General features: G+C 69.6%; 23 protein-coding genes, 1 tRNA gene and 1 pseudogene. 11 read left to right on the top strand and 14 right to left on the bottom strand.

The features are described from left to right. Positions 1-128: 128 nt before the first annotated feature. Positions 129-203: transfer RNA gene (locus C569_RS0108675), tRNA-Lys, on the bottom strand. Positions 204-623: 420 nt separating this feature from the next. After that, positions 624-1,526, bottom strand: a pseudogene (gene trpS / locus C569_RS29940) (tryptophan--tRNA ligase); the annotation flags it as partial. 518 nt (positions 1,527-2,044) lie between these two features. Here trpS and C569_RS0108690 point away from each other — a divergent pair. Further along, complete coding sequence (locus C569_RS0108690; protein ID WP_018785405.1) at positions 2,045-3,184, top strand: hypothetical protein; 1,140 nt, start codon at positions 2,045-2,047, stop codon at positions 3,182-3,184. Positions 3,185-3,255: 71 nt separating this feature from the next. Here the strand turns inward: C569_RS0108690 and C569_RS0108695 are convergent, their stop codons facing one another. After that, entirely contained in the window at positions 3,256-3,825 is a 570-nt protein-coding gene (locus tag C569_RS0108695; RefSeq protein WP_026267875.1) for an NADAR family protein, read from the bottom strand. Between the two features lie 99 nt (positions 3,826-3,924). On the opposite strand from C569_RS0108695, the gene C569_RS0108700 reads away from it, so the two are divergent. Next, on the top strand, positions 3,925-4,278 hold the full coding sequence (locus tag C569_RS0108700) for a hypothetical protein (protein ID WP_036345417.1): 354 nt from the start codon (positions 3,925-3,927) through the stop codon (positions 4,276-4,278). Positions 4,279-4,284: 6 nt separating this feature from the next. Further along, entirely contained in the window at positions 4,285-4,776 is a 492-nt protein-coding gene (locus C569_RS0108705; protein WP_018785408.1) for a hypothetical protein, read from the top strand. Here C569_RS0108705 and C569_RS0108710 read toward each other — a convergent pair. The 5 genes from C569_RS0108710 to C569_RS0108730 all read right to left on the bottom strand — a co-directional run bounded on the left by C569_RS0108710 (position 4,760) and on the right by C569_RS0108730 (position 9,855). Beyond that, the gene (locus C569_RS0108710; RefSeq protein WP_018785409.1) at positions 4,760-5,107 is read right to left on the bottom strand and encodes a hypothetical protein; all 348 of its coding nucleotides are present in this window, start codon (positions 5,105-5,107) and stop codon (positions 4,760-4,762) included. The genes C569_RS0108705 and C569_RS0108710 overlap by 17 nt on opposite strands. Positions 5,108-5,382: 275 nt before the next feature. After that, the gene (locus tag C569_RS29945) at positions 5,383-5,781 is read right to left on the bottom strand and encodes a DIP1984 family protein (RefSeq protein WP_231394751.1); all 399 of its coding nucleotides are present in this window, start codon (positions 5,779-5,781) and stop codon (positions 5,383-5,385) included. A 194-nt stretch (positions 5,782-5,975) separates the two neighbouring features. Then, positions 5,976-7,979 carry a hypothetical protein gene (locus C569_RS0108720; RefSeq protein ID WP_018785411.1) on the bottom strand — a complete coding sequence of 668 codons (2,004 nt, stop codon included), beginning with the start codon at positions 7,977-7,979 and terminating at the stop codon, positions 5,976-5,978. After that, on the bottom strand, positions 7,976-9,133 hold the full coding sequence (locus tag C569_RS0108725; protein WP_018785412.1) for a 5'-methylthioadenosine/S-adenosylhomocysteine nucleosidase: 1,158 nt from the start codon (positions 9,131-9,133) through the stop codon (positions 7,976-7,978). Before C569_RS0108725 ends, C569_RS0108720 begins: the two co-directional genes overlap by 4 nt. Then, positions 9,130-9,855: an NUDIX domain-containing protein gene (locus C569_RS0108730; RefSeq protein ID WP_018785413.1), complete on the bottom strand. Its 726-nt coding sequence runs from the start codon at positions 9,853-9,855 to the stop codon at positions 9,130-9,132. Before C569_RS0108730 ends, C569_RS0108725 begins: the two co-directional genes overlap by 4 nt. A gap of 446 nt (positions 9,856-10,301) precedes the next feature. Between C569_RS0108730 and C569_RS35005 the strand changes: the two genes are divergently transcribed. From C569_RS35005 to C569_RS0108745, 5 genes are all read left to right on the top strand, one after another. After that, positions 10,302-10,493 (top strand): DUF5713 family protein, encoded by a 192-nt coding sequence (locus tag C569_RS35005; protein ID WP_369753258.1) that lies wholly within the window; start codon positions 10,302-10,304, stop codon positions 10,491-10,493. Between the two features lie 447 nt (positions 10,494-10,940). Next, positions 10,941-11,333: a hypothetical protein gene (locus C569_RS31700; protein WP_051090462.1), complete on the top strand. Its 393-nt coding sequence runs from the start codon at positions 10,941-10,943 to the stop codon at positions 11,331-11,333. Further along, positions 11,330-11,860: a DUF6036 family nucleotidyltransferase gene (locus tag C569_RS29955; RefSeq protein ID WP_036345383.1), complete on the top strand. Its 531-nt coding sequence runs from the start codon at positions 11,330-11,332 to the stop codon at positions 11,858-11,860. The genes C569_RS31700 and C569_RS29955 overlap by 4 nt, the downstream gene beginning before the upstream one ends. Positions 11,861-12,247: 387 nt before the next feature. Further along, complete coding sequence (locus C569_RS0108740) at positions 12,248-12,748, top strand: SigE family RNA polymerase sigma factor (RefSeq protein WP_018785414.1); 501 nt, start codon at positions 12,248-12,250, stop codon at positions 12,746-12,748. Then, entirely contained in the window at positions 12,748-13,794 is a 1,047-nt protein-coding gene (locus tag C569_RS0108745; protein WP_018785415.1) for a hypothetical protein, read from the top strand. Before C569_RS0108740 ends, C569_RS0108745 begins: the two co-directional genes overlap by 1 nt. 850 nt (positions 13,795-14,644) lie before the next feature. On the opposite strand, the gene C569_RS0108755 is transcribed toward C569_RS0108745, so the two are convergent. The 5 genes from C569_RS0108755 to C569_RS33095 form a co-directional block, all read right to left on the bottom strand. Beyond that, complete coding sequence (locus tag C569_RS0108755; protein WP_018785417.1) at positions 14,645-14,851, bottom strand: hypothetical protein; 207 nt, start codon at positions 14,849-14,851, stop codon at positions 14,645-14,647. A 20-nt stretch (positions 14,852-14,871) separates the two neighbouring features. Beyond that, positions 14,872-15,873, bottom strand: coding sequence for a sodium:calcium antiporter (locus C569_RS0108760; protein ID WP_196806700.1), 1,002 nt, complete (start codon positions 15,871-15,873; stop codon positions 14,872-14,874). A 391-nt stretch (positions 15,874-16,264) separates the two neighbouring features. Then, positions 16,265-20,371, bottom strand: a complete 4,107-nt coding sequence (locus C569_RS0108765; protein ID WP_026267877.1) for a trypsin-like peptidase domain-containing protein — start codon at positions 20,369-20,371, stop codon at positions 16,265-16,267. Between the two features lie 15 nt (positions 20,372-20,386). Next, a complete protein-coding gene (locus C569_RS0108770) occupies positions 20,387-20,866 on the bottom strand; it encodes a CU044_2847 family protein (protein WP_231394747.1) in 480 nt (159 codons plus the stop codon). A gap of 65 nt (positions 20,867-20,931) precedes the next feature. Beyond that, positions 20,932-21,093, bottom strand: coding sequence for a hypothetical protein (locus tag C569_RS33095; RefSeq protein WP_018785421.1), 162 nt, complete (start codon positions 21,091-21,093; stop codon positions 20,932-20,934). Between C569_RS33095 and C569_RS0108780 the strand changes: the two genes are divergently transcribed. Both C569_RS0108780 and C569_RS0108785 read left to right on the top strand, forming a co-directional pair. Then, on the top strand, positions 21,092-21,751 hold the full coding sequence (locus tag C569_RS0108780; protein ID WP_018785422.1) for a hypothetical protein: 660 nt from the start codon (positions 21,092-21,094) through the stop codon (positions 21,749-21,751). The two genes, C569_RS33095 and C569_RS0108780, sit on opposite strands and share 2 nt — an antisense overlap. Beyond that, positions 21,748-24,993, top strand: coding sequence for a helicase HerA domain-containing protein (locus C569_RS0108785; RefSeq protein ID WP_018785423.1), 3,246 nt, complete (start codon positions 21,748-21,750; stop codon positions 24,991-24,993). The genes C569_RS0108780 and C569_RS0108785 overlap by 4 nt, the downstream gene beginning before the upstream one ends. Here C569_RS0108785 and C569_RS32165 read toward each other — a convergent pair. After that, positions 24,986-25,186, bottom strand: coding sequence for a hypothetical protein (locus tag C569_RS32165; protein WP_018785424.1), 201 nt, complete (start codon positions 25,184-25,186; stop codon positions 24,986-24,988). The genes C569_RS0108785 and C569_RS32165 overlap by 8 nt on opposite strands. Between C569_RS32165 and C569_RS0108795 the strand changes: the two genes are divergently transcribed. Continuing rightward, on the top strand, positions 25,173-25,466 hold the full coding sequence (locus C569_RS0108795) for a hypothetical protein (RefSeq protein ID WP_026267878.1): 294 nt from the start codon (positions 25,173-25,175) through the stop codon (positions 25,464-25,466). The genes C569_RS32165 and C569_RS0108795 overlap by 14 nt on opposite strands. Positions 25,467-25,474 lie beyond the last annotated feature (8 nt).

Here is a 25,474-nt window from a genome sequence, read left to right on the forward strand (position 1 = left end):
CCCGCCGGCCTCGGCCGGGCACCCGACCGCGCTGCTGCGAACCCGGGGCGGACGGAGAGGCGTCGGTCCGGACGTCGACGCGGCACGTCCGGGTCTCCCCGACAGCACTATCGCCCAGGGGAATGGCCTGGTGGGCCGCCTGGGACTCGAACCCAGAACCTAAGGATTAAAAGTCCTCAGCTCTGCCATTGAGCTAACGGCCCGTCGTGCCATCAGGCTACCCGATCACCCCGACTCGGGTTGATGTCCGCCGGGGCGCCAGATCGCTGCCGATGGCGGTCCGCTCCCCGCCTGGCCGCCGGTGTCGGTCCGAGGCGGTCGATGGCCTCGTCAAGGCTCCACACGGCGGGCGCCGCCGTGACGATGACGTCAAGGCCGGCCTCGGCTGCGGTGCCGAGCACGGCCGGGGTGTGCGAGGCGAAGTGCTTCGTCATGAGGGCGTGCCGTTGGGCCTGCACGGAGGAGCTGACCCTTGGGTTGCGGGTGACCTTCGTGGCGACAGCCGCACCGCCGGGTTGCCGCAGGAGGAACACCTCAGCGCCCGAGGTTCCCGACCTGATCGTGCGCAGCAGGAAGCTGCCGGCCTGCCGGCCGGCTTCGTGGCGACTCATGAGCGTCCTCTTCTACGCGGTGGTGGCTGCGGGTTTACGGGACCGTTCGGCCTTGCGGCGGAGCTGTGTGTAGACGCCGGCGAGGCCCATCGCCTTGCGCGCCTCGAACATGGTCTGCTGGACCTCGCGGCGGGTGCGTTCCGTACCCTTGACGATCAGTTCGTCGACCAGGCCCTTGTCAGCCTCGTAGCGGGCGCGTCGCTCGCGCATGAGGTCGAGGAACGCGTTCAGCGCGGTGGCGAGCTTCTCCTTGACCTCGACGTCGCCGACCTTCCCCTCGCGGTAGCGGCCCTTGAGGTCGTCAACCTCGGCCCGGTTCGGGTTGAAGACGTCGTGGTACTGGAACACCGGGTTGCCTTCAACCGTGCCGGGCACGTCCGCGCGGATCCGGTTCGGGTCGGTGTACATACCCATGACCTTGCGGCGAGCCTCGGCCGGTTCGTCGGAGAGGGCGATGGCGTTGCCCAGGCTCTTGCTCATCTTGGCCCGGCCGTCAGTGCCGACCAGGGTGGGCGTCTCGTCGCTGACCAGCTCGGGGACGGGGAAGACCTCGCCGTAGAGGTGGTTGAAACGGCGGGCGATCTCCCTGGTGACCTCGACGTGCGCGGCGTTGTCCTTGCCGACGGGCACCACGTGGGCCTTGACGCAGAGGATGTCGGCGGCCTGCAGGACCGGGTAGCCGAGCAGGCCGTACGGCATCTCGTCCTTGCCGGCGTCGCGGGCCATGTCCTTGAGCGAGGGCACCCGCTCCAGGCGCGGCACGGTGACCAGGTTCTGGAAGAGGGTGTTGAGGTCTCCGACTTCCTGGATTGCCGACTGGAGGTAGAAGGTGGCGGCATCCGGGTCGATCCCGGCGGCGAGGGAGTCGACCACCATGTCCCGGGCGTTCTGGGTGGCCCTCGCGATGTCGTCGCGTCACGCCAGGTGCCGGCGAGGAAGGCGAACTCGTTTATGACGCCGACGATGCGGCGACTGGCAGTCGGCGCGATCCGCCACTGGCGCATCTGGTCGACCTCGGCGCGGGTAACCAGGTCGGGCACGCCGTGGGCGGCGAGCACGTCGCCCACCTGGTCGGCGACCCGGGCCGGCATGGTGGCAGCCGGCGCGAGAGGCATCAGCGCCGGCAACAACGTGCGCTCGTTGACGAGCAGCGCGACCTGCGGTCGCCACGGCAACATCGTCGCGTACCAGTCACCGAGCAACGTCGTGGACTCCTCGCCGTCGTGCGAGGCGGATAGACCGATGCGTTGGCGCAGCTTCGCGGTCGCACGCAGGACGAACATCGGCCCATCATCCCGCGTGCGCGCGTCCGCCACCTGGCACCGGGCCAGGGCGGCTTTACGGTACGTCGTGCGGCGTCAGCGAGTCTCGCTGGCGTGCAGTGGGTCGACGCGTACCGGCACGGATGATTTTCATGGCGAGGGGGACCAGCGGTGAGTGAGTACCAGTACTACGAGTTCGTGGCGGTCGACCGGCCGTTGACCTCGGTGCAGCAGCGTGAGTTGCGGGCGTTGTCGACGCGGGCGCGGATCACCTCGTCGAGTTTCGTCAACGACTACCAGTGGGGTGACCTGAAGGGTGACCCGCGGGAGTGGATGCAGCGGTACTTCGACGCGTTCCTGTACCTGGCGAACTGGGGAACCCATCGGGTGGCGCTGCGGCTGCCGGTCGCGGTGTTGGACCCGGGCACGGCCGCACAGTACTGCGTCGGACGATCGGCCTGTTCGTGGGCGACCCGTACCCACGTGATCCTCGACCTGCACAGTGAGGACGAGGAAGGCGACGAGGATGAGGAGTACGACGGGGCCGGTCGCCTCGCCGCGATCCTTCCCGGCCGGGCGGAGTTGGCCGCCGGGGATCGGCGGTTGCTGTACCTGGCGTGGCTGCTGTGCGTACAGAACCGCGAGCTGGCGCGCGACGAGCCGGAACCGCCCGTCCCGCCTGGCCTGGGCGACCTGTCCGGGCCGCAGCGCGCCCTGACCGACTTCCTGCGGCTGGACCCGGAGCTGCTCGCCGTGGCGGCGGAGGGGAGCGCTCCGCTGAAAGAGAAGGCGCCGTCGGGGGCGGCGTTGTCCCGGTGGGTAACATCGCTGCCCGAGGCGGAGAAGAACGACGTCGTCGTACGGCTGATGCGCGGCGACGCGCGCCTGCGCTCGGAACTGCTTGCCCGTTTCCATGGTGCGGCTCCGAACGAGGGCGTTCGGGCCGGCCGTACGGTCGGGGAGCTGTTGGCCGCTGCGGAGGAACGCTGGTCACGACGGCAGCAGCTCGCCCGGCAGCGTGAGGCGGCCGAGCGGGAGCGTCGGGAGCGGGCGGCTGCCGCTGCCCGTGAGCAGCGGCTGAACGCGCTCGCGGGCCGGCAGGAGCAGGAGTGGCAGCGGGTGGACGCGATGATCGAGACGAAACGACCGAAGGAGTACGACGCCGCCGCCGTCCTGCTGGGCGATTTGAAGGCGCTGGCCGATCGGGACGGCGACGTCGAGGTGTTTCGGCAACGGATGCGGCTGTTGCGGGAGCGGCATGCCCGTAAGCCGAGCCTGCTGGACCGGCTCGACCGGACCGGGCTGAGCTGAGCTGACTACAGCGGGGACGATTCAGGCTGCTACCGCTGGCGACGGCGGTGAAGCCGCCGTGAATCTTGAGGTCATCCTGCATCGAGGTGTGCGCGGGCGCGCATCAGTGCGAATCCGAGGAGGTTCGGGCCGCGCCACTGGGCGGGATCATGCACGCGTGGGTCGGTGGCGGCCAGGCCGATGCCCCAAACGCGATCCACGGGGCTGGCTTCCACCAGCACGCGGGTACGCGTGTACGACAGGTACTGGCCGAGGTCGGGGTGCTGGCTGAACTTCGCCACGTTGGCGGCGACAACCAGGTCGAAGCGGTGCGCGTCCCACACCGCTTGGTCGAAGCCGCGTACCTGCCGGCCCAGGGTCTTGACCGCGCCCGGATGCGACGCGGCCAGCATCTGCTCGGCGATCGCCTCGTCACCGAACAGGCGCGCCTTGCCGACCATCATGTAGTGCTCCGCCGTGGCATATCGGATGCCGTCCACGACGAACGGGGCCGGCCACCACTGGCTCAGGCAACCCGGTCCGATGCTGCCGTCGGGTTGGGGCTGATGGCCCCAGAAGAACAGGTACTTGAGGCGCATTTTCGCAGCGACGAGCGCCTGCAGCTCGGGCAGGCTGCACGGCAAGGAATCCGTTTCAGGCACGACCAGCAGGCTGCCAGACCCACGCGGTGCGGCACCAGCGCCTTTCGCGACTGCCGGTACCGTACCTCGATCTGACAGAGGAGAGCTGTGGTGACGGAGATGATGACGCTGTGGCGGCCGACCGGCCCACAGGAGCTTGAACTCGTCCGCGCGTCCGGTTGGAGGGCCTGGCCGGCGCGGCTGCCCGACCAGCCGATCTTCTATCCCGTCCTCAACGAGCAGTACGCGATCATGATCGCCCGGGACTGGAACGTCCCCGCCTCCGGGGCCGGCTACGTCACCCGGTTCCACGTCGACCAGGAGTTCGCCGCCCGCTACCCCGTCCGGCAGGTCGGCGGCCGCGACATCCTTGAGCTGTGGGTACCGGCCGAGGAACTCGACGAGCTCAACCGGCACATCGTCGGGCTCATCGAGGTGGTCCACGAATTCCGCCCGGTCGAGCAGGCCGAGTGATCGGCGGTGGACGCCACCGAACGACTCGTACGGATTCGGCAGCTACTGGCCGGGCTGCCAGGCCTGTACGGCAACGGCCAGGTATGGACCGTGATCCGATCCACCGACACCAGCGGCCCCTTCCCCGACGCGTTCGCGTTCCTGACCAGCGTCGGCGTCTTGGATACTGGCGGCTCGGACGGCACCTCGCCGCAGGCCCCGCAGGACGCGGCGCAGCTGTCGGCGCGGTTGAGCGAGGCGAGCCAGCATGTTGCCCTCGACTTACTGATCGGGATGACCTCACGCACCCTCGCCTACGGTGCCCGGGGTCGATACCCGGAGGAGCGCGCTCGTGATGTGTTCCGGGCACTGGTGAAGCTGCTGGGCCATGAAACCCGTTGGTGGACGAACACCGACTTGGTCTCATGGGAACCGGTCACCCGACACGTCATGGACGCGTTCGTGATCGGCAAGGGCGGCGGCGTCATGATCGCGGTACTGGCTACTGACGAAGACTGAGCCACGACTCCCTGCGTGCCTGACGACATCTCCGCCACCCGTAGGCTCGCGCGGTGACCGCGTACGACATCGCGTCGGGCCGGACGACGCTGGCATGCTCGACATCCTGCTCGACGACATCGTGGACCGGTTCGTCGAGTTCTGCGGCGACTACTACGAGATCGAGGTGGACCGGGCGGCGGTCGCGCACGTCGTCGCGCACCGGCCCCTCACCGACGCGGAGGTTCGCGCCCTGAACCCTCAACTCCCTGTCGCCATGGCGCACGAGGACCTCGTCGCGATCGGTTACCCGGTAGCCGCGCCGCAGCGGATGCCTGGGTGCGTCCTCCATCGCTCAGTCGCGCGTGAGCGACGGCGGCCAGAATCGGCCGGACCTTGGTGTAGGAGGTTACGGAAGTCCCCTGTCCCACCCTCGCCGTCGTGGATCTGCACCCGGTGGTGTGCCGTGCCCTGCGCGCCGTCACCTGTGTGCTGTGCTGGGCGTGCGATGTGTGCCGGGGAATCGAACCCCTGCGCCTGCCCTCGGCGCGCCAGGAGTGAGCCGGATTACCCGCCGGCTCGCGGGTTCGTGCACGCCTCCACGTCGGCTACCTGCTCCGCAACCCTTCAGTCCAGCAGCTCGACCTCCCAGTTCGTCCGCTGGATCAACGTGTCCACCTCGCGAAGCTGCCGGGCAAGGTCATCCGCCTGCCGGCGCAGTTCGGCCACCGGCAGCGCCGGAATCATCTTCAACTCCGACCGCAGCTGCCGATATCCACGCTGACCTTCACCCGCAGCGGCGTCCGCGGCGGACGTGACCACATTGTGCCGCAGACGAAGCACGTCGCGACGTGCGAGCGCGTCCGTGAGCGTGCCCACCCCGTCCACGGCCGTGGCCGCGTTGGTGCGATTGATCCGCCGGATCAGCGACTCCAGCTCACCGAGTGCAACGCCTGCCTCCGCGAGGAGAGCCGAGGCGTCCTCAGCCGGTGCCTCACCCTCCTGGTAGCGGGCGCTGGCCGTGATGCGGCACGGAGTTGTTCGGCGCGCCGCGCCGCATCCGCGCGCAGCGCCAGGGCCTCAGCAAGCTTCATGGGCACCAGTATCGCCAGCGAAGATCAGTACGCGCTCCCAATTTCCTCCCGATCCGGTCCGCCTCCTGAAGGCCCGCGACAGGAAGGCGGACATTCAGCCGAGAAACCGGGCGGAACCGGGTGCACTCAGTCCAGCAGCCCTCTGGTGCGGCGGGACAGTTCGGCGAGCCGGTTATCGGCCTGCTCCCGGCGGAGTCTCACCCAGTCCTTGCCTTCTGCGGCGACTCCCTCCAGCACGTGCAGGGTCTGGTGGAGGCCCGAAGCGTCGACGGTCAGGTCGGTGATGGAGCTTGGGTCCTCGTTGGGTTCGGTCGATTTGGTGTCCGTTCCGGTCACCTGGACCGTCATCTTCTCGCCGCTGTTCAGCGTGAGGTGGAACGTCGGCTTGCGCAGAACCAATCCATCGATCCGGACGGCGGAGATCGCGTGGAATCGGTAGTTGAGCCGCTGCGTGTCGCGATGGCCAGCGCGTCTGAAGTCCAGCACGAGGTCGACCTGCCGTACGCCATCCTCGGTGAGCAGGAAGAGCAGGAGTCGGTAGTGGGAGTACCGCCACGGACCGTCCTCGGCGCGCCTCTTCCGAGCCGACTTCGCGGGTGCTTCCAGAAAGGCGTGCGCCACGACTTGGCCCGGCTGGAGCCGGAACTGCTGCAGGGCCTGATCAGTGATGACCTTGCGGTCGCACTCCAGCCAGGCGGCCATCTCGGTGTCCGTCGGCCTGTCGGCGAGTTTGGCCACCCAATGTTCGTACGCCTTTGCCCGTCTGCCCTGCTCAGCGGACCGGTGAGCGCTGTCGGCAGCAACCCGCCGATACTCGGCGACTATGCGGAACGTCGCCCGCGTGGTGACAACGGCTGTTGGCACGGTCAGCACCAGCCAGAGCATGCCGGGCAGGACGGCAGCCGAGAAGACGGCTGCCAATGCCGAGACAAAACCGGTGATGAGGGCGACGACGCCGACGACCTGCAGCAGCCAGGTCCGAAGCGGCACACGCAGCTCTTGGCGGTATTCGGTCAGCGTCCCTTGATTCCAGCGTGTCCTGACATCACTCGCCAGGTACCTCACCAGCCAGGCCACCCGGTCGGCGTTGATGCGCTCTTCTCGGTAGGCGTCGACCACCTCGTTACGCAGGTGGCGGCGGATCCCGGCGGTCTCATCGAGCCACTGGGCGCTGGCCATCCCGTCGGGCTTGTAGCGGGCGAAGTAGTGGGTGAAGAGGCGGTCGATCTTGCCAGCGAACCCGCCAGGCCTCGCGTCGGTGCGCTGACGACGGGGTGGGCGAAGCTCGCTGTCCTTCGCCTGCCGGTAGCGGTGCCTAAAGTACCGGTCCGCCCCTGCGATACCGAAGATCGCCAGACCGGCCACCGCGCTGTACAGGCCGATCAGCCCGCCGAGCTCGCCGTTGGCTGCCAGCAACGCCGTCAACTTGCCTGTCGCCAGCAGGAGCAGCGATCCGCCGACTCCGACCTTGACGCGGTCCGACATTGCGATGGCAGCCGGCGTGACCGGCCGGGTCCTCGCCCGCGCGGGCGTGGGATGGAAGAACTTCCACGCTCGACCGAGCCGGTCGTCAGCGGTCCGGTTCTCTCGCGCATGGGCTACGGACCTCTGCCACAGCCGGTCCCGCAGTGCTCCTTCGAGCGCTATATCCAGATGGTCGAGGATGTATCCCTGCTGGCGAGGGGGCAACGATTCCAGATCCTTCGCCGCCGTTTCCGGCACGGCGGCGTCAGTCGAACTCAGCAGCCTCAGGATCGCCCGGAGCCCCAGCGTCCAATCGTCACATTCGTCGAGATCAGGCGGGTCGCTCCAGATCGCCAGGAGCCGCTTCCACTCCTCGTCCTCCAACTGGCGCGGGGTCCGCCCACTGAGCAGGGCGACCAGTCGATAGAACTGAACCCGAGGAGTGATGGGGAAGCCACGGGTGACCGCTCGTTCGATGTGCTGCCGCGCGGTGTCGAGCAGGAACCTGTCGAGGTATCGCACACCGGCCTCGAACTCGCCCTCGGGCGTGGAATCGGGGTCCGCAGGCGCGTAGTGGTGATGGTGGAAGCCACCCTCCACGGAGCCCACCTGGACGCCGACATATGCGTTGTCCTGGGCGACGTTGCGGGTGGACTGCGACGTCATGCCATGCCCCTCGCGGCCGCGATGATCATCGCCAGCCTGGCCGCCAGCTCGGAAACATCGAGCACCAAACCTCGCAGCCGTTTGAGGGAGACCAGGAATCCGCCGCGGTCGGTGGCAGATCCGTCGCGCAGGCAGCCGGCCGCCGCGTCCAGCTCCGCCTCTGCCGCCGCGTAGGTCTCCTCGTCCAACCTGCCGTCCAGGCATGCCTGCTTCATCTGGCGCCGGAGGTCTTCAATGCTGACCGCGAGGTCGACTGGTTCCTCCCGACTGACGCCGATGGTGACGTTGCCGTGGATCTGCCCCGCCTGCACCCCGACCCGGGCGTTGCCGGTCGCGAGGTTCTCGTTATTCATGGGCATCGAAGCGCTCCCGTGTCCGCTCGGCGTACCGTTTCCACGGCCGCTGTCGATGGTCAGTTCCTGGGCCAGCGCGATGGCGAAGGCGGCAGCGTGACGCGCAGCCCGCGGCTGCCAGTTCTGGCCGTCGGTGACGGCCTTGCTGCCGTCTGCCCGGTCACTGATTCCTCGTACGACCACGACCGGAAGCGCTCGGTTGAGGTGGCCGGCCTGCGCGACACCGGCAGCCTCCATCTCGATCGCCACCGCGTCGTTGTAGTGTTGTCGAATCCACTGGGCCTGGGCGGAGATCGCCGAGTCCTGCACCACCTCCCCGGCAGCGATCGCGCCGAAGTGAACCCGAATGTTGGGTGCGTCGGAGAGATCACGGCTCCATTCGCGGACCCTGGCGACGTGGTGGGCGACCTGGTCCGCCTCGTGCGGGATCTCCCAGGCCTTCGGCCGAGCCTTCAACCCGTCGTCTTCGCTGGTGCCCCCGTGGTAGGCGTAGATCTTCCTCGCGACGACGATATCGCCGAGTGCGACGCTGGGTCTCAGGCCGCCAGCCACACCAACGAAGAGCACAGCAGAGGGCCGGAACTCGGCGATCGCGCGCTCGGCCAGCACCGCGGAGGGATGGTTGCCCATACCGACCAGTCCCAGCGCCACCCGAGGCCCGCTCTGCCCGATACGACCAACCTCGAAGCGCGTGCCGGCGGCGTGGCGCCGGACGGCAAGGCCGCTCAGCCGGCCACGGACCGCCTCGTACTCAAGATCCAGGGCCGTGAGGATTACCACGAGGTCTTCGTCTGAACTCACGTCGGCTCCTTGTCTGTCGGGTTGGGCCTGGTCATTGGCGGCCTCAACACCACCTGCGGTCCAGGGCGGAACAGCCGCGCGGGGCGCCCGCTCTCCGCCTTCCGAATAGGTCCGGCCGAGACGATGAAGCCGGGGACGCTTTGAACCTTCCGATAGAAATTCCGGGGATCGAGCCGCACTCCCCACACCGCCTCATAGACCTCCTGCAGGTCAGAGATCGTGAACGTCGACCCGCAGAAGGCAGTGGCGAGTGCGGTCCGCTCCAACTTGTCGCGGGCCCGCTCCACACCGTCGAGGAGGATCTGACGGTGGTCGAAGGCGAGCCGTACGTGGTCGGAGAGCGCCTCCTCGACTGGCATCCAGTAAGCCTGGGTCGCGTTCTTACCCGCAGTCGGTTCCGGCAGCCGGGGCGCGATGGCCAGGTAGGCGACGGACAGCACACGCCCTCTCGGATCCCGGCCCGGAGTGCCGTACACGCTGAGAAGTTCGAGGTGTGGGTGCTCCGAGCCGAGGCTTGCCTCCTCCGCCAACTTGCGATGGGCTGCGTCGAGGAGGTCTTCCTCGGGGTGCTTCAGGAATCCACCGGGGAGAGCAAGACGACCGGAGTGCGGCTCGATGCCCCGCTGAATCAATAGCGCGTGGAGGCGGGCTTCCCGCAGCGTGAGGATGACGAGATCCACCGCGACGAGCACAGCCGTCGGGCTGCCCTGAGGCTTAACCATGAGACCACCATAGGTTTTTGTCACTGTGACAGGAATGTCTACCGTGTGTCGGGTTTCGGCACCTGCCGATCCGAGGCTGGCAGCCACATCGCAGGAGGAAGTGCACCTCCCTCCCGCCGAGGCGAGGCGCTGAAATCGCCGTCCCGGGCGGACCTACGACCGACTGTCGTCGAAGGCCCCCGGCTGACGGGTGAAGCGTGTTGCGAGAGGCGTTATGTGCTGCGCTTTCAGCAAGGCCGAAAATGTCGGCAGCGTGTCGCATGATCGATTGGTGGATCCGCGGAGGAGAGCCTTGACCGTGTCGCTCACGAACCAGCAGGTGACGGTGCACGCCTTCCTGCAGGAGTTGTACGAGGACGAGCACTTCCCGAACCACGTCGTCGCGAGGGAAGGGCCGAGCGATCCTGCTGCGGTGCGAGCAGATCGAGGCGGAGCAGCCGAAGGACCTGGCAACCCTCTACACGCTCACCGACGCCGCGACCGACGAGTTCAATCTGCTTGAGGCGGAGTTCGAGGCGGCCGGCAGCGAGATCGAGACGGTCGCGGAAGCAATCGGAGAGGAATTCTGGTTCGTCGCGACGAGCTACGGGTTCACCGACGCCGACAGCGGCCGACTGATCGCCAACCGGGAATGGTGAGCCGACCAGGCAGAACAGGCAGCTGCCCCAGGCGCTTGCAGCTCACCAGATGGAATCACCGATGCCCGCCCGCGTCGGCTCGTGGGTGCTCTACGGGTGCTCGGACGACGCCGCATCAAATCGGATTCGCTACGCCGTCCCCGGATTCGGGCCCTCGTTGGCCGACCACCGCAACATCACGACACGCAGGTTGGGCGCGGACCAGCGCGAACACGGCCGGACGACGTACGCGGAGTCGGGACCGTCCTCACTACGCGGCGCTTAGCGAACTCTTGTCCGCTCCTGGGCACTCTTAATCCATAGGTTCAGGGTTCGAGTCCCTGGCGGCCCACTCAGTTGATCTTTGTTGCGAACCAGGCGATCGCAGCGCGTCGTGACGCTCTGGTTGGCTGCCCGACGCGGCTGGCTGGCCACGGATCCGCCGCCGAATGCGCTAGCGTCAAGGGAATGAAGGATCGCGCCGCGAGGTACGAGCCACTGACGGTGGCACGCCTAGGGGCTCTGCTCGTTGGATCCGACGAGACGCGCCGGTGGCGGCTGGTGGCAGAGTTCCTTGAGGAGTACCGATGGGAACCAGCCGAGATGCGCGCCGGTCTGCTGGACCAGGAACCGGCGTCCACCGGTGACGAGCACTGGGATGTGTTCCTCGCGGCATTGACCGAGCACTTGGCGGCCAAGGACGGGCGGGGTGCGCCGCCGTGGGTCGAGACGCGGTCGCTCCGGCGGTTCTGGTTCCCCTTCAACAGCCGTGCCGCCCGTGTCGATGCGGTGGTACACGCGCCAGCAGCATTCCGTCGTCGGGGCGTGTACGTGTCGGCGCAGGAGTTGAACGTCGCGTGAGCCTTGATGATCCACTGTTGGACCGCGCGGCGATCGAGGATGCCTTCCGCCGGCTCGGGGACCGGCTGTCGAGGCGAGGTGTGGTCGCGGACCTTTACATCTTCGGCGGGGCGGCCATGGCGTTGGCCTACGACGCCCGCCGGGCTACCCGTGACATCGACGCGGTGTTCCAACCCCATGGCATTGTGCTCGATGAGGCTCGTTCGGTAGCGGATGAACTCGGCCTGCCGCACTGGTGGCTCAACGAACAGGCGAGCGCCTATGTCGCTCCGGGAGGCGACGCGACGGCTCCACGCGTATTCGACCACCCAGGGCTGCGAGTGGCGGCGGCCTCGCCGGAACATCTGTTGGCCATGAAGGTGCTTGCCGCACGACGGAGGGACGCCGAGGATATCCACTTCCTGGTTAACCACCTCGGGTTGACCAGCGCGGAGCAGGTCCTCGCTCTGTGCGCGGAGATCTTTCCGGAGGAGGAGATCCCAGGCCGGGCGAGACTCGTGCTCGACGATGTCTTCGAGGACTCGTAGCTCCGTCATCGGGCTTCCCGCGCCGCGCGGGAACGCCGCGAACGCAGCGGCAACAGCTCACCGGCGATCGTGGCGGTGTGGTTCGCCTGGTGGTACCTCCGGCCCACCAGCACCAACACTGGCTGATCTTGCTGCGAGTGCAGCCATTCGTACAGCCAACTCTTCCTGAAACACGCTGCCCGGCCCTCCCTTGGCGCCGGGCGGTTGTGTCTCGGGCGCTAGGTCATCGCGGCCGCGCGCCGGCTACACCTGCGAATCGCGGTAGTCAGCAACAACTCGGCGCAGGCAGTGGACACCTGCCCCGGCGTCCGAACCTTCCGAGGTTTTCCCTTCACAAGGTGCTCCCTGGATGTCTACGGGTTGGCCGGCTTGCGGCGTTAATAGGGCGTGACGTTCGAGGATTACGCGTTCGCCCGCACTTCGGCGCTGGTGCGGCTCGCCCGGCTGCTTACCGGTGACGAGCACCGGGCCGAGGATCTGGTTCAGGATGTCCTCGCCAGGGCGTACGTCCGCTGGACGCGTATCTCCCGAACGGATCGACCCGATGCGTATGTCCGTCGGATGCTCGTCAACGCCCATCACTCGTGGTGGCGCCGACGTAGCAGCCAAGAGATCTCGGTCGCCGATGTCGACGATCGGCCGGACGCTACGGACGAGGCCGCCGGTGTCACCGAACGTGACGCACTGTGGCGGCTCGTCTGCGCTCTGCCAATGCGTCAACGCACTGTCATCGTCCTGCGCTATTACGAGGATCTTGACGACGCGATGATCGCCGAGATCCTGGACTGTTCAACCGGCACAGTTCGTACCCACGCGAAGCGGGCCCTGACAGCACTCCGCAAGCGGCAGGAAGCATTCGCCTCCGCCCGGACAGGAGGAGAACTCTAATGTTCAGCGACCTCGATCAGCAGCTCGCCACGACGCTCAAGCACCACGCGGGCGGCAACATCGACCCCGCGCCGATCGTGGAACACGCCCGGCGTCGCGGCCACCGCCTTCGACTGCGTCGCCGCTGGCTGATCACCGGGGGGGCGGCAGCAGCGTGCGCCTTCCTAGCCACGGCGGTCATGGTGATTCCCGCCGGTCGGGCCCCCGATGGCGCGGCCATGCCGGCCACGGCACTCGTACTTCCGGACGCACCGGGCGAGCCCGGCGCCATCGCACGGCCCGACGTCGTGGGGGCCGATCCCGGCGTGGTGCACTTCACGACCGACAGCCTGGTCAGCGGTGCCTGGTCCGCGACCTGGAGCGCCGGGCGCGGGGTCGAGAGCGTTGAGTTCCGAGGCACAGCCGGGCAGGCCCGGTTCGTGTTGGCGCGCAGCGCCGCGACGCTGGACGGGCTGCAGCAGACGTTGTCGTCGGCGGGGCGACCGCAGCCGCCGACCGATGTGCGGGTCGGAGGCCGCCCGGGGGTTGCTTGGTTCGATCCGTCAGGCGACACGAAGCTGTGGTTCGTTCGTTGGCGACCCGTTGATGGGCTCTGGGCTCAGCTCGACATCTACGCGACCGGCCACGACGAGGCGACAGACACGGCGAGTCGCGTCCGGTTCGACGGCGCCCACCGCTGCGTGGTGCCGTTCCGCCTGCAGTCGCTGCCGCCAGGTGGGCGGCTGCTCGGATGCTCGGTCACGCTTCTCCGGCCGGAGCGTGGCTCCTTCGATCAGGCCTCACTGGTAGTAGGTGACGAATCCGGTCGTTGGCTGACGGTTCGGGCACAACGCGTGCCGGGCGGCGACCCCATGGCCGGCGACCTCGTTGCAGGGCCCTACCGGGCACGCCGGCAGGGCAGTGACGTGCTGGAGATGCTCGTCAAGCCATGCGTCGTCGAGGCGTTCCTCAAGGGTCGGGGGAACGGCTACACCGAGCCGGAGGGCCTAACAGTTCTGAGCGGGTACCAGCCGGCCCTCGACCTCGACCACCCCGACACCTGGTGACACCGCCGCGGCGCCGACGTCAACATCACACACCGTTTACTCAACACGGGAGAGATCAGCATAGATGGGGCCGTTGGCCGTCCTCGTGGCGCTCGGTGCGTCGGTCGCGGCCAGCCTTGCCTGTCTCGACGCAAGGTCTGCAGGCCGATGAGAACTCGCTCGCCGCTGCCTGCGCGACAGCGTCGTGGCGGCAGCTCTTAGCTGGGATTGTTCTGTAGCTACTCGTGGAGCTGGCCGTGACGATCGGCGGTGGTGCGTAGGCGTAGATCTGGCCGACGTCCAGGTGAAGCCCGCGCCGGTGGTACGCGGCCATAGCGAGGGTGGCCAGGAGGTACCGGTCCTGGCCACCCTCGGTGTCCAGAACGGCGGTTCGGTCGGCACAGGAGTTCCACCCCCGTACGAGCTCCCCTTCGAAGGTGTCGAGGAACCACCATGTCCCGTCGGCAGACTCAAGAAACACGTCGCCGAACAGTGAGGTGAATCGCGGAGTCTTGCTGGCGAGATCCAGCCAGGCCCATGACTCCAGCGCCCGAGCGTATTGCTGCCCATTCGTGACCGGTGATGGTCGGCTCGCCATGGCCAACGGCGTCCGCTGCGAATCCCGACTGCTCGCGGTGTCCTGACGGTGGCCGCCCGAGGACCATCGGCCTGACGCCCTTGGGCCGCCAACCTGAGTGGAAGCGGGTCACCGGCGATCGTCGCGGGGTGGTTCGCATGGTCGTACCTCCGGCCCACTTTCATGTTGCAAGCGAACCGCCGGGCTCCGGTGAGGGATGGCGGCTCGCATGCTGTTCACTCTGGTTCGCGGCGGCGAGAAAGGCTGAACGCCGCGACCGCCGATCCGGCAGCCCTACCTGCCAGCGCTCCTCTTCGCGGCAGGGGTAACGGGCACCGGCACCGCGTTCGCGGCGACCCCTCCGGTGGCTTCCGGGCCGCCGGCCACCACCTCGACCTTCTGGTTGTCGTCGACGTAGCGGCCGGTGACACCCTCGAGCAGCGGCGACGCAGCCAGCAGCACGCTGGTCGCCGCGTCCTGAGGTAGGGCCGCCTCGTCCATCGCCCCGAACGCGCGCAGCCTCAGCCGGGCCGGATCAGCAGCAGGGCCACGGTGGCCACGTAGATGGCCGGAATGGCGATGCCCTCGAAGCCGACTCCCCGGCGCTCTCTAATGATCAACCCGGCCGCCAGGGTGGCGGTCATCAGTGTCGTCATGCCGGTGAACAGCAACCCCGACAGATTCGCCTCGGAGTAGATCGACCCGGACCGGTAGGTGCCGTCGGCCAACAGGATCATCAAGGAGTCGAAGGCGTTTCCGCCGAGGATGTTGCCGATGCCGAGGGTCAACGCCCCGATGCGGATCGCCGCGATGAGGGTGATCAACTCCGGTAGTGAGGTGATCGCCGTGGTCAGGGTGAAGCCCACGAAGCCGCTGGGCAGCCCTGAGGCGGCGACCACGCCGAGTCCGCCCTGGCCGATCAGGTAGCCGGTGGCGGCCACCACGGCAGCCAGTGCGGCCAGCCGGAACCACAGCCGGCGGAGGCTCACGTCCGACGGCGTCGGGGCCGGCACGTCCTGCCGGGTGTCCGCGGTGCGGCGGGCGATCCACATCGGTTCGCGGCGGAGGCGGCGAAGCAGCACCAGACCGTACAGGTAGATCACGGGTATCAACAGGGACGCCGGGTGCACCCACAGGACGGTGAGGTCGGGCGTCGCGTACGCCACCACAGGCAGGCAGAGCAACGCCACCAGGACGAGTGACTGCAGCACGTTCTCCAGGGACGCGGCCGCGTGTTCGATGTTGGACCGGCGGTAGAGCAGGTCGGCGATGGCCAGCCACACCGTCTGCACCGCGATGCCACCGATCGGGTTGGCGAGGGCGAACTCGGCGTCCTGTCGCACCGAACCGATGATCGTGGTGGCGATGCCGGGTAGCGAGGTCACCGCACCGAGCAGCAGGGCACCGGCCACCGCCTCGCCCATGCCGGTCCGGTCCGCCAGCTCGTCTGCCGTCCGGGCCAGCGCCCCGCCGGCGAACAGAATCGCCACCAGCGCGGCGAGCAGCGCGATCACGCTGGGCACGAGGGGCCAGGTGCCGGCGGCCGTCACGAGTTGCCGCCGGTAGTCGGCCTGTATGCGGAGATCATGCTCTACCCGTACCCGACCGACGGGACTTTGGCACGGCGAAACCGGTTCCCGCGGCAGGCGTTCCCATCGCTACGTTGACGCCCGCCGGTGCCGACACGGGTGCCGCCACGGGGAGGTAGGCATCCGGATGAACGCCTCGAAGCTGCTGTCCCGTTCACGGTCCTCGCCGTCCTGGCCGCTGGGCTCACCGCCGGATCTCCGGCCTCGGCCGCCGCTTGAGGATGTCTCGCTGAAGAGTTGGGCCTATCCCGACTCGCCGAGTCCGAGGGCGAAGTTCGCCGACACGGGCGCGACGTACTGCGCCCCTGACCAGCGGCGACGCCGATCAGCAGCGCACCGCCACCCGAGCGACCGCACGGTCTGCGGCCTCGGGTGGCAGGTCGCTCTGACCACCCACGTCCAACGCCAGCAGGCCCTGGTCAAGGCCGACCAGCAACGTTCCGCCGACCGTGCAGCAGGTGAGCGCCGGGTGATAGACGGGGATGGTGTGCACTGCCCGCCCGGTGGACGGATCCCAGATCCGCACCGTCCGGTCCCGGCTGGTCGAGGCGAGCAGATCCCGGCCACCGACGTGCACCAGGCTCAACCCGGTGACCGCAGCCGTGTGGCCGGTGAACACGCCCACAGGCTCGCCCCACTCGGCGTCCCACAGACGGATCGTGTGATCGGCGCTGGCCGACGCCAGCATCCGGCGACCCGTAACGACGAGGCCGCAGAGCGCGGTGACCGCATCCTGGTGTCCCTGCCGGGTCCACACCGGCGTGTCACCGCCGCCCCACAGCATCACCGTGCCGCTCTTGTCGGCCGACGCGAGCGCCGCCACGCTGGGCCACCGGACCGTCGCGAGGGCGGTCACCCAGGCGCGGGTGACGTGCCCGAGCAGGACCGCCCGGACGACACCGGTCTGCGGGTGCCAGAGCCGGATGGCCTGGTCGTCGCCAGCCGACGCGACGAGCGTCTCACCACCGATGACGATCGGGCAGACCGCCGCCACCGGGGCGTGGTGCTCGGTCATCGACCCCAGCTGAGCGCCGTGCCGCACACTCCACGTCCCGACCGTGTTGTCGTCCTGCGCGGTGACGAGCAGTGGCTCCTCGACGTCGTCGACCGCGCACATCGCGTTGACCGGCCCTCCGGGAGTCGGGATCTCATCCACACGCTCGCCCGTGGCGGCGTCCCAGATCCGCACCCGGCCGTCGGCACCGCCGGACGCGACCAGACCCGGTCGCTCGTCAGGGACCGGGCAGAGGCTGTGCACGGGCCCGAGCCGGGCCCGCTCGGCGACCGTGTCGGGTCGGCCGCCGGCCGGGTCCCACAGCCGCACCGTGCCGTCGTCACCCGCCGTCGCCAGCATCCGGTCCTTCGCCGTACGTAGCTCGCAGACCGCACGGATCCAGCTCGCGTGTCCCCGCAGGCTCGGCCGGCTGGTCCAGGTCGGCACGTCCCAGACACGAATGAGCCCGTCCTCACCCGTCGACACGAGCAGGCAGCCCCCGTCGACCTCGACCGTGCAGAGATCGGTGACGGGTCCGCCGGTTTCCAGGACGTGGACGCATTCGCCGCTCTGTGGATCCCAGAGCCGGACCGTGCCGTCGTAGCCGGCCGAGGCGAGCAACGTGCCGCCCGGCGCACGAACGGCGTAGAGGGTGGTCACCCAGCCGACGTGTCCGGTGAGGGTCAGCGTCGGGCGCGTGTCGCATGTCGGCTCCCAGACCCGTACCACACCGTCGAAACCGGTGGAGGCGAGCAGGTGCCGGCCGCCCGCCGGGACGTACGTCACGGCGGTCACCCAGCCCGAGTGCCCGGTCAACGCACCGCGCTGCGTCCCGGTCACCGGATCCCAGATCCGGACCGTCCGATCGTCGCCTGCGGAGGCGAGCAGGTCGCCGTCCGGCAACGGGATGACGCAGATGTTGCGGACCCAGTCGTCGTGCCCGCGCAGTTCGTGCCGGCGCTGACCGGTACGCGGATCCCAGAGGCCGACGGTCCCGTCGTGGCTGGCGGTGGCGATAAGCGTTTCGCCGGCCCCGGTGCGGACGGCACACAGCCCGCGGATCGTGTCGTCGTGACAGGTGAAGACCGCCACGGCCTGGTTGGTCAACGGATCCCAGAGCCGGACCGTGCCGTCGTCCCCGGCGGATGCGAGCAACCACCGCTCTTCCAGCTCGACGGCCGCCACGTCGTAGACGGCCTGCGAATGCCCGTCCAGCACGCTGCGCTCCTGCCGGGGCGGGGTGTGCGCCCAGCGTGCGCGGTACGGCGCGGCGTCGGCCTCGATCCCGCTGTCCAACCCGTCGAGCCGGTCGACCACCGAGAAGAGAGCGGCGCGCTCCGCCGGCGCCGCCGCGACCGCGAGGGGCGTGCGGTGCAGCAGCCGCACCCGTGATCGGGACAGCGGTCCCAGCGGTCTCTCCACGTCGACGACCGAGAGCAACCGCTCCAGGTGCGCGTGCAGAAGGTAGCCCTCGTCGGCGAGGAGCCGTTCCACGAGCCCGGCCCGGGAGGCGTGCTGGGGCAGCGAGCGCCGCAGGTAGTCCGGCACGGAGGCCCATCCCACCTCGGCCGCCAGGTCCGTCCAGGCGGCGACCAGCCGTCGCTGGTCGTCCCGGCGGGTCGCCCCGGCCAGTAACGCGTCGTTGAGGGCCTGGTGGAACAGGCGGTACGCGGGCTGGCTGCCGCCACCGGTCTCGACCAGGAAGTTCGCCGCCGACGTACGGGCGAACGCGAGGAGTTCGTCCTCGGTGACCGCGCCGCCGCCGAGCGCCGTCACCGCGGTCCGCCAGAGCGGCAACGGCAGCCCCGGCGTCTCGGCGTACGCCAGGGCGGTGAGAGCGAGCCGGGCGGAGGCCGAGCCGGCGGCCGGCAACCCGGCCAGGTAGGAGTCGAGCGCATGGGCCACTGTGGCGGTGAACGACACCGAGGCCGGGTCGACCGGCGCGATGTCGCGCAGCGCGTGTGCCCGGGCGACGAGACCGGCCACCAGGAAGTTTCCCTTCGCCAGCTCGGCGATGCGGCGGGCCAGCGGGGCAGCCGCATCCGGATCGTTGTACGGACTGCCCGGCCGTTCCGCGCCGAGCAGCCGCAGGGTCGCCAGGGCGTAGTTCACCAGATCGGCCTCGGCGAAGTATTCGGGCGTGTCCAGATCCACCAGCTCGACCGGGCCACCGAAGCAGGAGATGAGGTCGCCCCGGTCGTCGCCGCGCCGGGTGCCGACGACCACCCGGGCGCCGTACCGGCCGCACTCCCGGGCCAGCGGCAGCAGGAGGTCGTCGACGACCTGCCGCGCCTGGCCGGGGTCGGCCGTCTCGTCCAGCGCGTCGATGACGAGCGCGAAGCGAGCCGGACGACTCGCCAGCCGGTCACGTACCGCCGGCATCAGGTCGGCCGGCGCGGCCGGCAGGTCGACGGCGGCGGCCCGTGCGATCTCCACCGCCACCTCGAGCGCGGTCTTGCCCTTGGCGTGCACGGCGCAGGACACCGAGCCGACGGTGGCCCGGACGGCGGTGTCGCCGCCCGGCAGGCTGTCCCGGATCTGCTGGTCGGCCGTCGTCACGACGCGTCCCAGGACGGCGGACTTACCGACCCCGGGTGAGCCGGTGACGATCAGCGGCCCGGTCACGGGCGCCTCTCCGTCGATGAAGTCGACGATCCGCCGGAGCGCGGCCGAACGCCCCCGGAACCGCGCACCACCCTCGGTGTCCACGGCGACGCCCCGCGCCCGGGGCAGCCAGTGCCGGCCGGCCTCACCGTCGGTGCTCAACGTCCACCCCCAGGCCGAGAGGGCGGCGTCGTCGGCGTCTTCGACGCGCCAGGCCGACAACGCGCCCAACGTCATGGCCGGCACCTGCTCGTCGGCGTGGTGCAGGGTGACGGCCTGACCCTTGCCCTTGCCGTCGGCCGTGACGACGACGCCGACCACCGCCTGATACTCCGGGGACCACACGGCGCCGCCGCTGAACCCCTTGCTGAGCGGCCCGGCGGCGCCGCTGTCGATGGTCACGAGGCCGTACCCGCCGGCTTCGACGACGGAGCCGGTCGCCTGGAGGCCGCCGACCACTCCGGCCGGGAAGCCGTACGCCCAGAAGGGACGGTCGAGCAGCGGTTGGGGGGCGAGGCAGCGCAGCCGGGCCGGCGTGACGGTCGCCGGCACCGGCTCGACCAGTTCGAGGACGACCAAATCGACGTACGCCTCCCGCATGCCGTCGTGCCGGCACTGCCGGACCTTGCGCCGGTCGAAGTAGGCGACCTTGGGTGCGCGCGGAAAGGCGACAGTGAGATCGGCGCGGAGGGTGCCGTCGGCGGTGAACGCCACATGGTGGCAGGTGAGCACCAGGTTGGTGGCGATGACGATGCCGGTGCCGAGCGCCTTGTGCGGGTCCGCCTCACGGTGCAGGGCCACCGCCCACGAGCACTCGTCCGGGGCCGTTGTCACGGGCCGATCCGTCCGTCAGCGCCGTGGGCCGGCACCGCGGTCGGTGGGGCCCTCCGGCTGCCAGGCGAGTGTGACCTCGAAGTTCGCCTCTCCGGTCGCCTTTGCCACCACCCAGCTCGCCGTGCCGGTGGCTTTGATCCCGAAGCGCACCTCCACCGCGTCGGGAGAGACGGTCTTGACCTGTTCCAGCAATTCCCGGGCGGCGGCGACCGCCGGCGCCGCGGATTCGCGTACCCAGCCGGCGACGTCGCCGAAGCCGGCGGGCTGGAAACCGGGCGTCGGTTCGACTTCGATCAGGGCAACCGTTTCGTCGTCGACCTGGTAGCGGACCACCTCAGACTGCACGGTCACCTCCGTGACGTATTTCAGGAGAACAGGCGGGAGGGTCGCGGCGGAGCAGAAACTCCGGCCCTCTCGCCGGTCTGCCATGCTGCCCGTTGTCCTTGTCACTTCGCAATGGTCAGGTCCACGAACCGAGCCGAAGCGGCCGAACATGCGTTTCAATCGGACGGTCCACGCAGGACCATTGGAGATCCACCGTCCGGCCGTGTCGGCTTTCGTCAGCCGGATCGGTGACCTTGCGCGAGCCGGACGCCGTCGGCAGAATCGGCCCGTGCGCCGGGGCCGTCCCCGTTGCTCACCTCGATCATGGCCACCCCTTCCGAGCCTTCGATCACACCGTCGACGCGGTGAGAGCTCGTGCCGCAGAGGAGCATCCGCATGCCGGAAAAGGAACTGACCCTCGTCGACCGGTGCATTCTTGTCACGCTGATGGTGAAGGCGGCGCCATTGCCGCAGACCTACTTCACCAATGTCGCCGGAATCAGCCTGAAGCCGGAGCACCGCAGTCGACTCAAGTCCCTCGGTCTGATCGAGGTCACGGAGAAGCCGAGGATTGTTCTGGCCCTCACCGACGAGGGCTGGGATCGGGCTACTGAGGAGTTGGGAGCAGAGCCGCCAAAGCGCGCGGGTGCGGCGGGCGGCACCCTCTACGTCGCGCTCGACTTCCTGCGCCGGCTGATCGACCACTCCGGAACCCGCGCCGACGACCTGTTCCGGATGCAGATCAACCGGGACGAGGTAGTCGCACCGCCGGTGGCGTCGTCGGCGTCCCCGGCCGCGGACGCGGTCACGCTGATCCGGCAGGCGTACCACGATCTGGCCGCCAAGCCCGGTGACTACGTCATGCTGGCCGATCTTCGCGACGCCCTCTCCGACCTGTCCCGCCCCGAGTTCGACGCCGCGCTCCTGACGCTCAACCGGGAGCGCGGCGTGCACCTCGTGCCCGAGTCCAACCAGAAGGTGCTGAAGCCGCAGGAGCGGGCGGCGGCGGTGACCATCGGCAACCAGGACAAGCATCTGGTCGCCATCTCGTCATGATCGGTGACGAGCAACGCCGCGCCCTGACGGCGCTGAGGTTCAACTGGGCGCCGACCCCGGACGACGTCTGGAAACCCACACCGTTCCACGTGGCGGGCCTGCACCACGACGTCGTCACGACGGTGCTGGACAGCTTCGCGGAGGCCCAGGCCAGCACCGACTCCAGTCCGGTGGGCGTGGCCGTCCTCGGCCAGCGCGGCACCGGCAAGACCCACCTCATCGGTACGGTCCGCCAGCAGGTACAGGGCCGCGGCGGGTTCTTCTTCCTGGTCGAGCTGCTCGAGGCCCGGACGTTCTGGCAACGCACCGCGATCTCGATGCTGGAGGGCCTGGTCCGGCCGATGCCGGACGAGACGACCCAGCTACGGACGTTCCTGCGCCGGCTGGCCGACGAGGTGGGGGCACCCCGGACGGTACGACGCGCGGTCGCCGGCGAGACCGAGCTCAGCCGTCCGACGCTCGACGCGTTCGCCGACCTGATCCGCAAGAAGGACCGGCAGATCGGCACGGAGTGTCAGGACACCGCTCGGGCACTGGTGCTCTACGCGGCCGAGCAGTCCGCGGTGCAGGACATCGGCTACGACTTTCTGTCCTCGATGGACGAGGAGGAGCCCGGCCAGCGGGCCGGGTGGGGGCTGCGGCGCAACCGACGGGCTCCCCAGGAGGTGGTACGGGACATCTCCCGGCTGCTCGCCGTCGTCGGCCCGACGGTGATCGCGGTGGACCAGATCGACCTGATGATCGCCCAGTCCGTGAAGGCGACCAACCAGGACGCCCGGGGCGAGGCGGACTGGCAGACGTCGCTCCTGCTCGAACAGGTCGCCAGCGGCCTGATGGCGCTGCGCGAAACCACGCGCCGGACCCTGTCCGTCGTCTCCTGCCTCCCGCAGACGTGGCGCAGCATCCAGCAGCAGGCGACTGACACCGTCCAGGACCGGTTCCGGGAGGCTGCCCCGCTCAAGGAGATCCCGTCCGTCGAGGTGGGCCGCGAGCTGGTCGAGAAGCGGTTCGCCGTGCTCTTCGACGGCCTCGGGTTCACGCCGCCCCATCCCACCTGGCCGGTCCACCCGGACGCGTTCCAGGAGGTCGTCGGCTTCACCCCGCGTGAACTGCTGCGGCGGATCGACACCCACGTCCGGGCCTGCCTGGCCGACGGCGAGGCGCGGGAGCTGCGGCACCTGCTGCACGCGAGCGGCGATCGCGCCGCCGACGGGCTCGTCCACGCCCCGGTCACCGGGCCGCCGCCGGAGAACCGGGCGAACGGGTTCGCCAAGATCGACGCCCGGTACGCGGAGCTGGTCGCCGCCGCCGACACCGCCTCCGCCCTGTCCCCGCAGTCGGAGGATGTCCGCGTCCCGCGCCTGCTCGAAGCCGGCCTGACCGCGTGGATCGCCGCGCAGGGCGCGGCCGTCGAGGCGTTCAGCCTCGACCCGATCCCCGCCGGGACCAAGCCGGCGCTGCACGCACGGCTACGGCACAGCCTGAGTGAGGACAGCGAGGACGAGGAGCACTGGTCGTTCCGGGCCATTTCCGCACCGCATCACATCGCGGTGCTCAACCGGATCCGCAACGCGATCACGACCGCCGGACTCACCGAGGGGGTCGCCAAACGACGGCTCTTCCTGTTGCGCAGCGCGGATTGGTCGACCGGCGCCCGTACCCGGGAGGTGCTGGACGCGTTCGAGCGGGCCGGCGGTCGGAGGCTTCCCCTGGACGCGCCAGACGTCGCCCGGCTGGCCGCGCTCGAACAACTCGTCCAGGACTACGGGCGGGAGACGCTGCGGCCCTGGTTCGCCGATCGCCGGCCGGCGTCCGACATCACCTGTCTGCGGGAGGCGCTGGGCGACTGGCCGGGCGCACCGGAAGCCGTCCGGACCGAGGAGCGGCCAGAGGAGATGCCGGAGCGGCCCCCGGTCGGGACGCCGCCGCCGGTCACCGCTGCGCCGCGCTCCGCCGGTTCCGGGCCGGTTCCACCGATGATCGCTCCCCTGCCGCCGGTGGCGGGCATCGACCCGGAGCGGATGGAGATCGGCACGGTCACCGGGCGGCCGGACCCGGTCGGCATCGACCTGGAAGCGCTGCGCCGGCACACTGTCATCTTCGCCGGCTCCGGCTCCGGCAAGACCGTCCTGATCCGCCGTCTGATCGAGGAGTGCGCCCTGCGCGGCGTGTCGGCGATCGTGCTCGACCCCAACAACGACCTGGCCCGGCTCGGCGAGGCCTGGCCCGAGCCGCCGCCGGGCTGGGGCGCCGACGACGCCCGCCGCGCGGCGGAATACCTGGCCGGCACCGACGTCGTCGTCTGGACGCCGGGACGGCAGGCCGGTCGGCCGCTGACCTTCCAGCCGTTGCCGGCCTTCGCCGACGTGCTCGACGACCCGGACGGGTTCACCTCGGCGGTCAACGCCGCCGTCGCCACGCTCGCCCCGCACGCCCGGGTAGACGGCGGGACCGACAAGGCCCGGCTGGGCCGCGCCGTGCTGCGCGAGGCGCTGATCGGTTACGCCCGCAGCGGCGCAAGCGACCTGCGTGAGTTCACCGACGTCCTCAACGACCTCCCGGACGGGGTGAGTCAGCTCGACAGCGCGCCCAAGCTGGCCGCCGGCATGGCACAGCTGCTCAAGGCCGCCCTGATAAACGATCCTCTCCTGGGCGGCGTCGGAGAGCCTGTCGACCCGGGCGAACTGCTCACCCCGCCACCCGGTCGCCGTGCCCGGGTCTCGGTGATCAACCTCGCCGGGCTGTCCGAGGAGAGTCAGCGGCAGAGCTTCGTCAACCAGTTGCAGCTCGCCCTGTTCACCTGGATCAAACGCCATCCGGCCGGGGACCGGCCACTCGGTGGACTCTTCGTCATGGACGAGGCGCAGACACTGGCCCCGTCCGGTGCCGTGACCGCCTGCACCCAGAGCACGCTCGCGCTGACCTCGCAGGCCCGCAAGTACGGGCTGGGGCTGGTCTTCGCCACCCAGGCGCCGAAGGCACTGCACAACCAGATCCCCGGCAACGCCGCCACGCAGTTCTTCGGCCTACTCACCGTGCCGGTGCAGATCGAGGCGGCCCGGGACGTGGCCAGGGCGAAGGGCACCGACGTCCCGGACATCGGCAAGCTGCGTACCGGCCAGTTCTACGCCACCGTGGAGGGTGCCCGGTTCGTCAAGATGCAGGCGCCGATGTGCCTGACCCACCATCCCCGCAGCCCGCTGACCGCCGAGGAGATCGTCCAGCTGGCGACGGTCAGGTGACGTCGCGGCGCATCGGAACGACCACGGCGATCGCGGCGGCGGCCAGCGCGTACCCGGTCAGCAGCAGGGTGCCGGCCGCCGGCGGCAGGAGTGCGACGGCGTCGCTGCCGAGTTGCGCGGACATCGCGTCGGCGACGTAGGTGAAGTCGGTGAGCCAGCGATTGTGAGACGATCGCCGGATGAGCAGCGCCACCTCCCCAGGCGTCAGTGCCCTCGCCATCAACGTGACGGTGCCGGAGGAGTTGCGCTGGACCGACACCCGGCGCGGCGAGGAGTTCACCCTGACCACGCTCAACATCAGGCTGCTGCCGGACGGTCGCCTCGCCGCGAAGGCGTACGGTCGGCCCACTGCGGGTGGACGGGGCGCGTACGTGTCGTTCCGGGTGCCTGACCGGCCGGAGCTGGCCGCGCTCGTGGCGGCGGCGGCCGACCGGGCCGCCGCGCTGTGGGCCGCGCACGGCGGCCTGGACTGACGACGGCG

Source organism: Micromonospora sp. CNB394, assembly GCF_000374985.1.
Taxonomy (GTDB): domain Bacteria; phylum Actinomycetota; class Actinomycetes; order Mycobacteriales; family Micromonosporaceae; genus Micromonospora; species Micromonospora marina.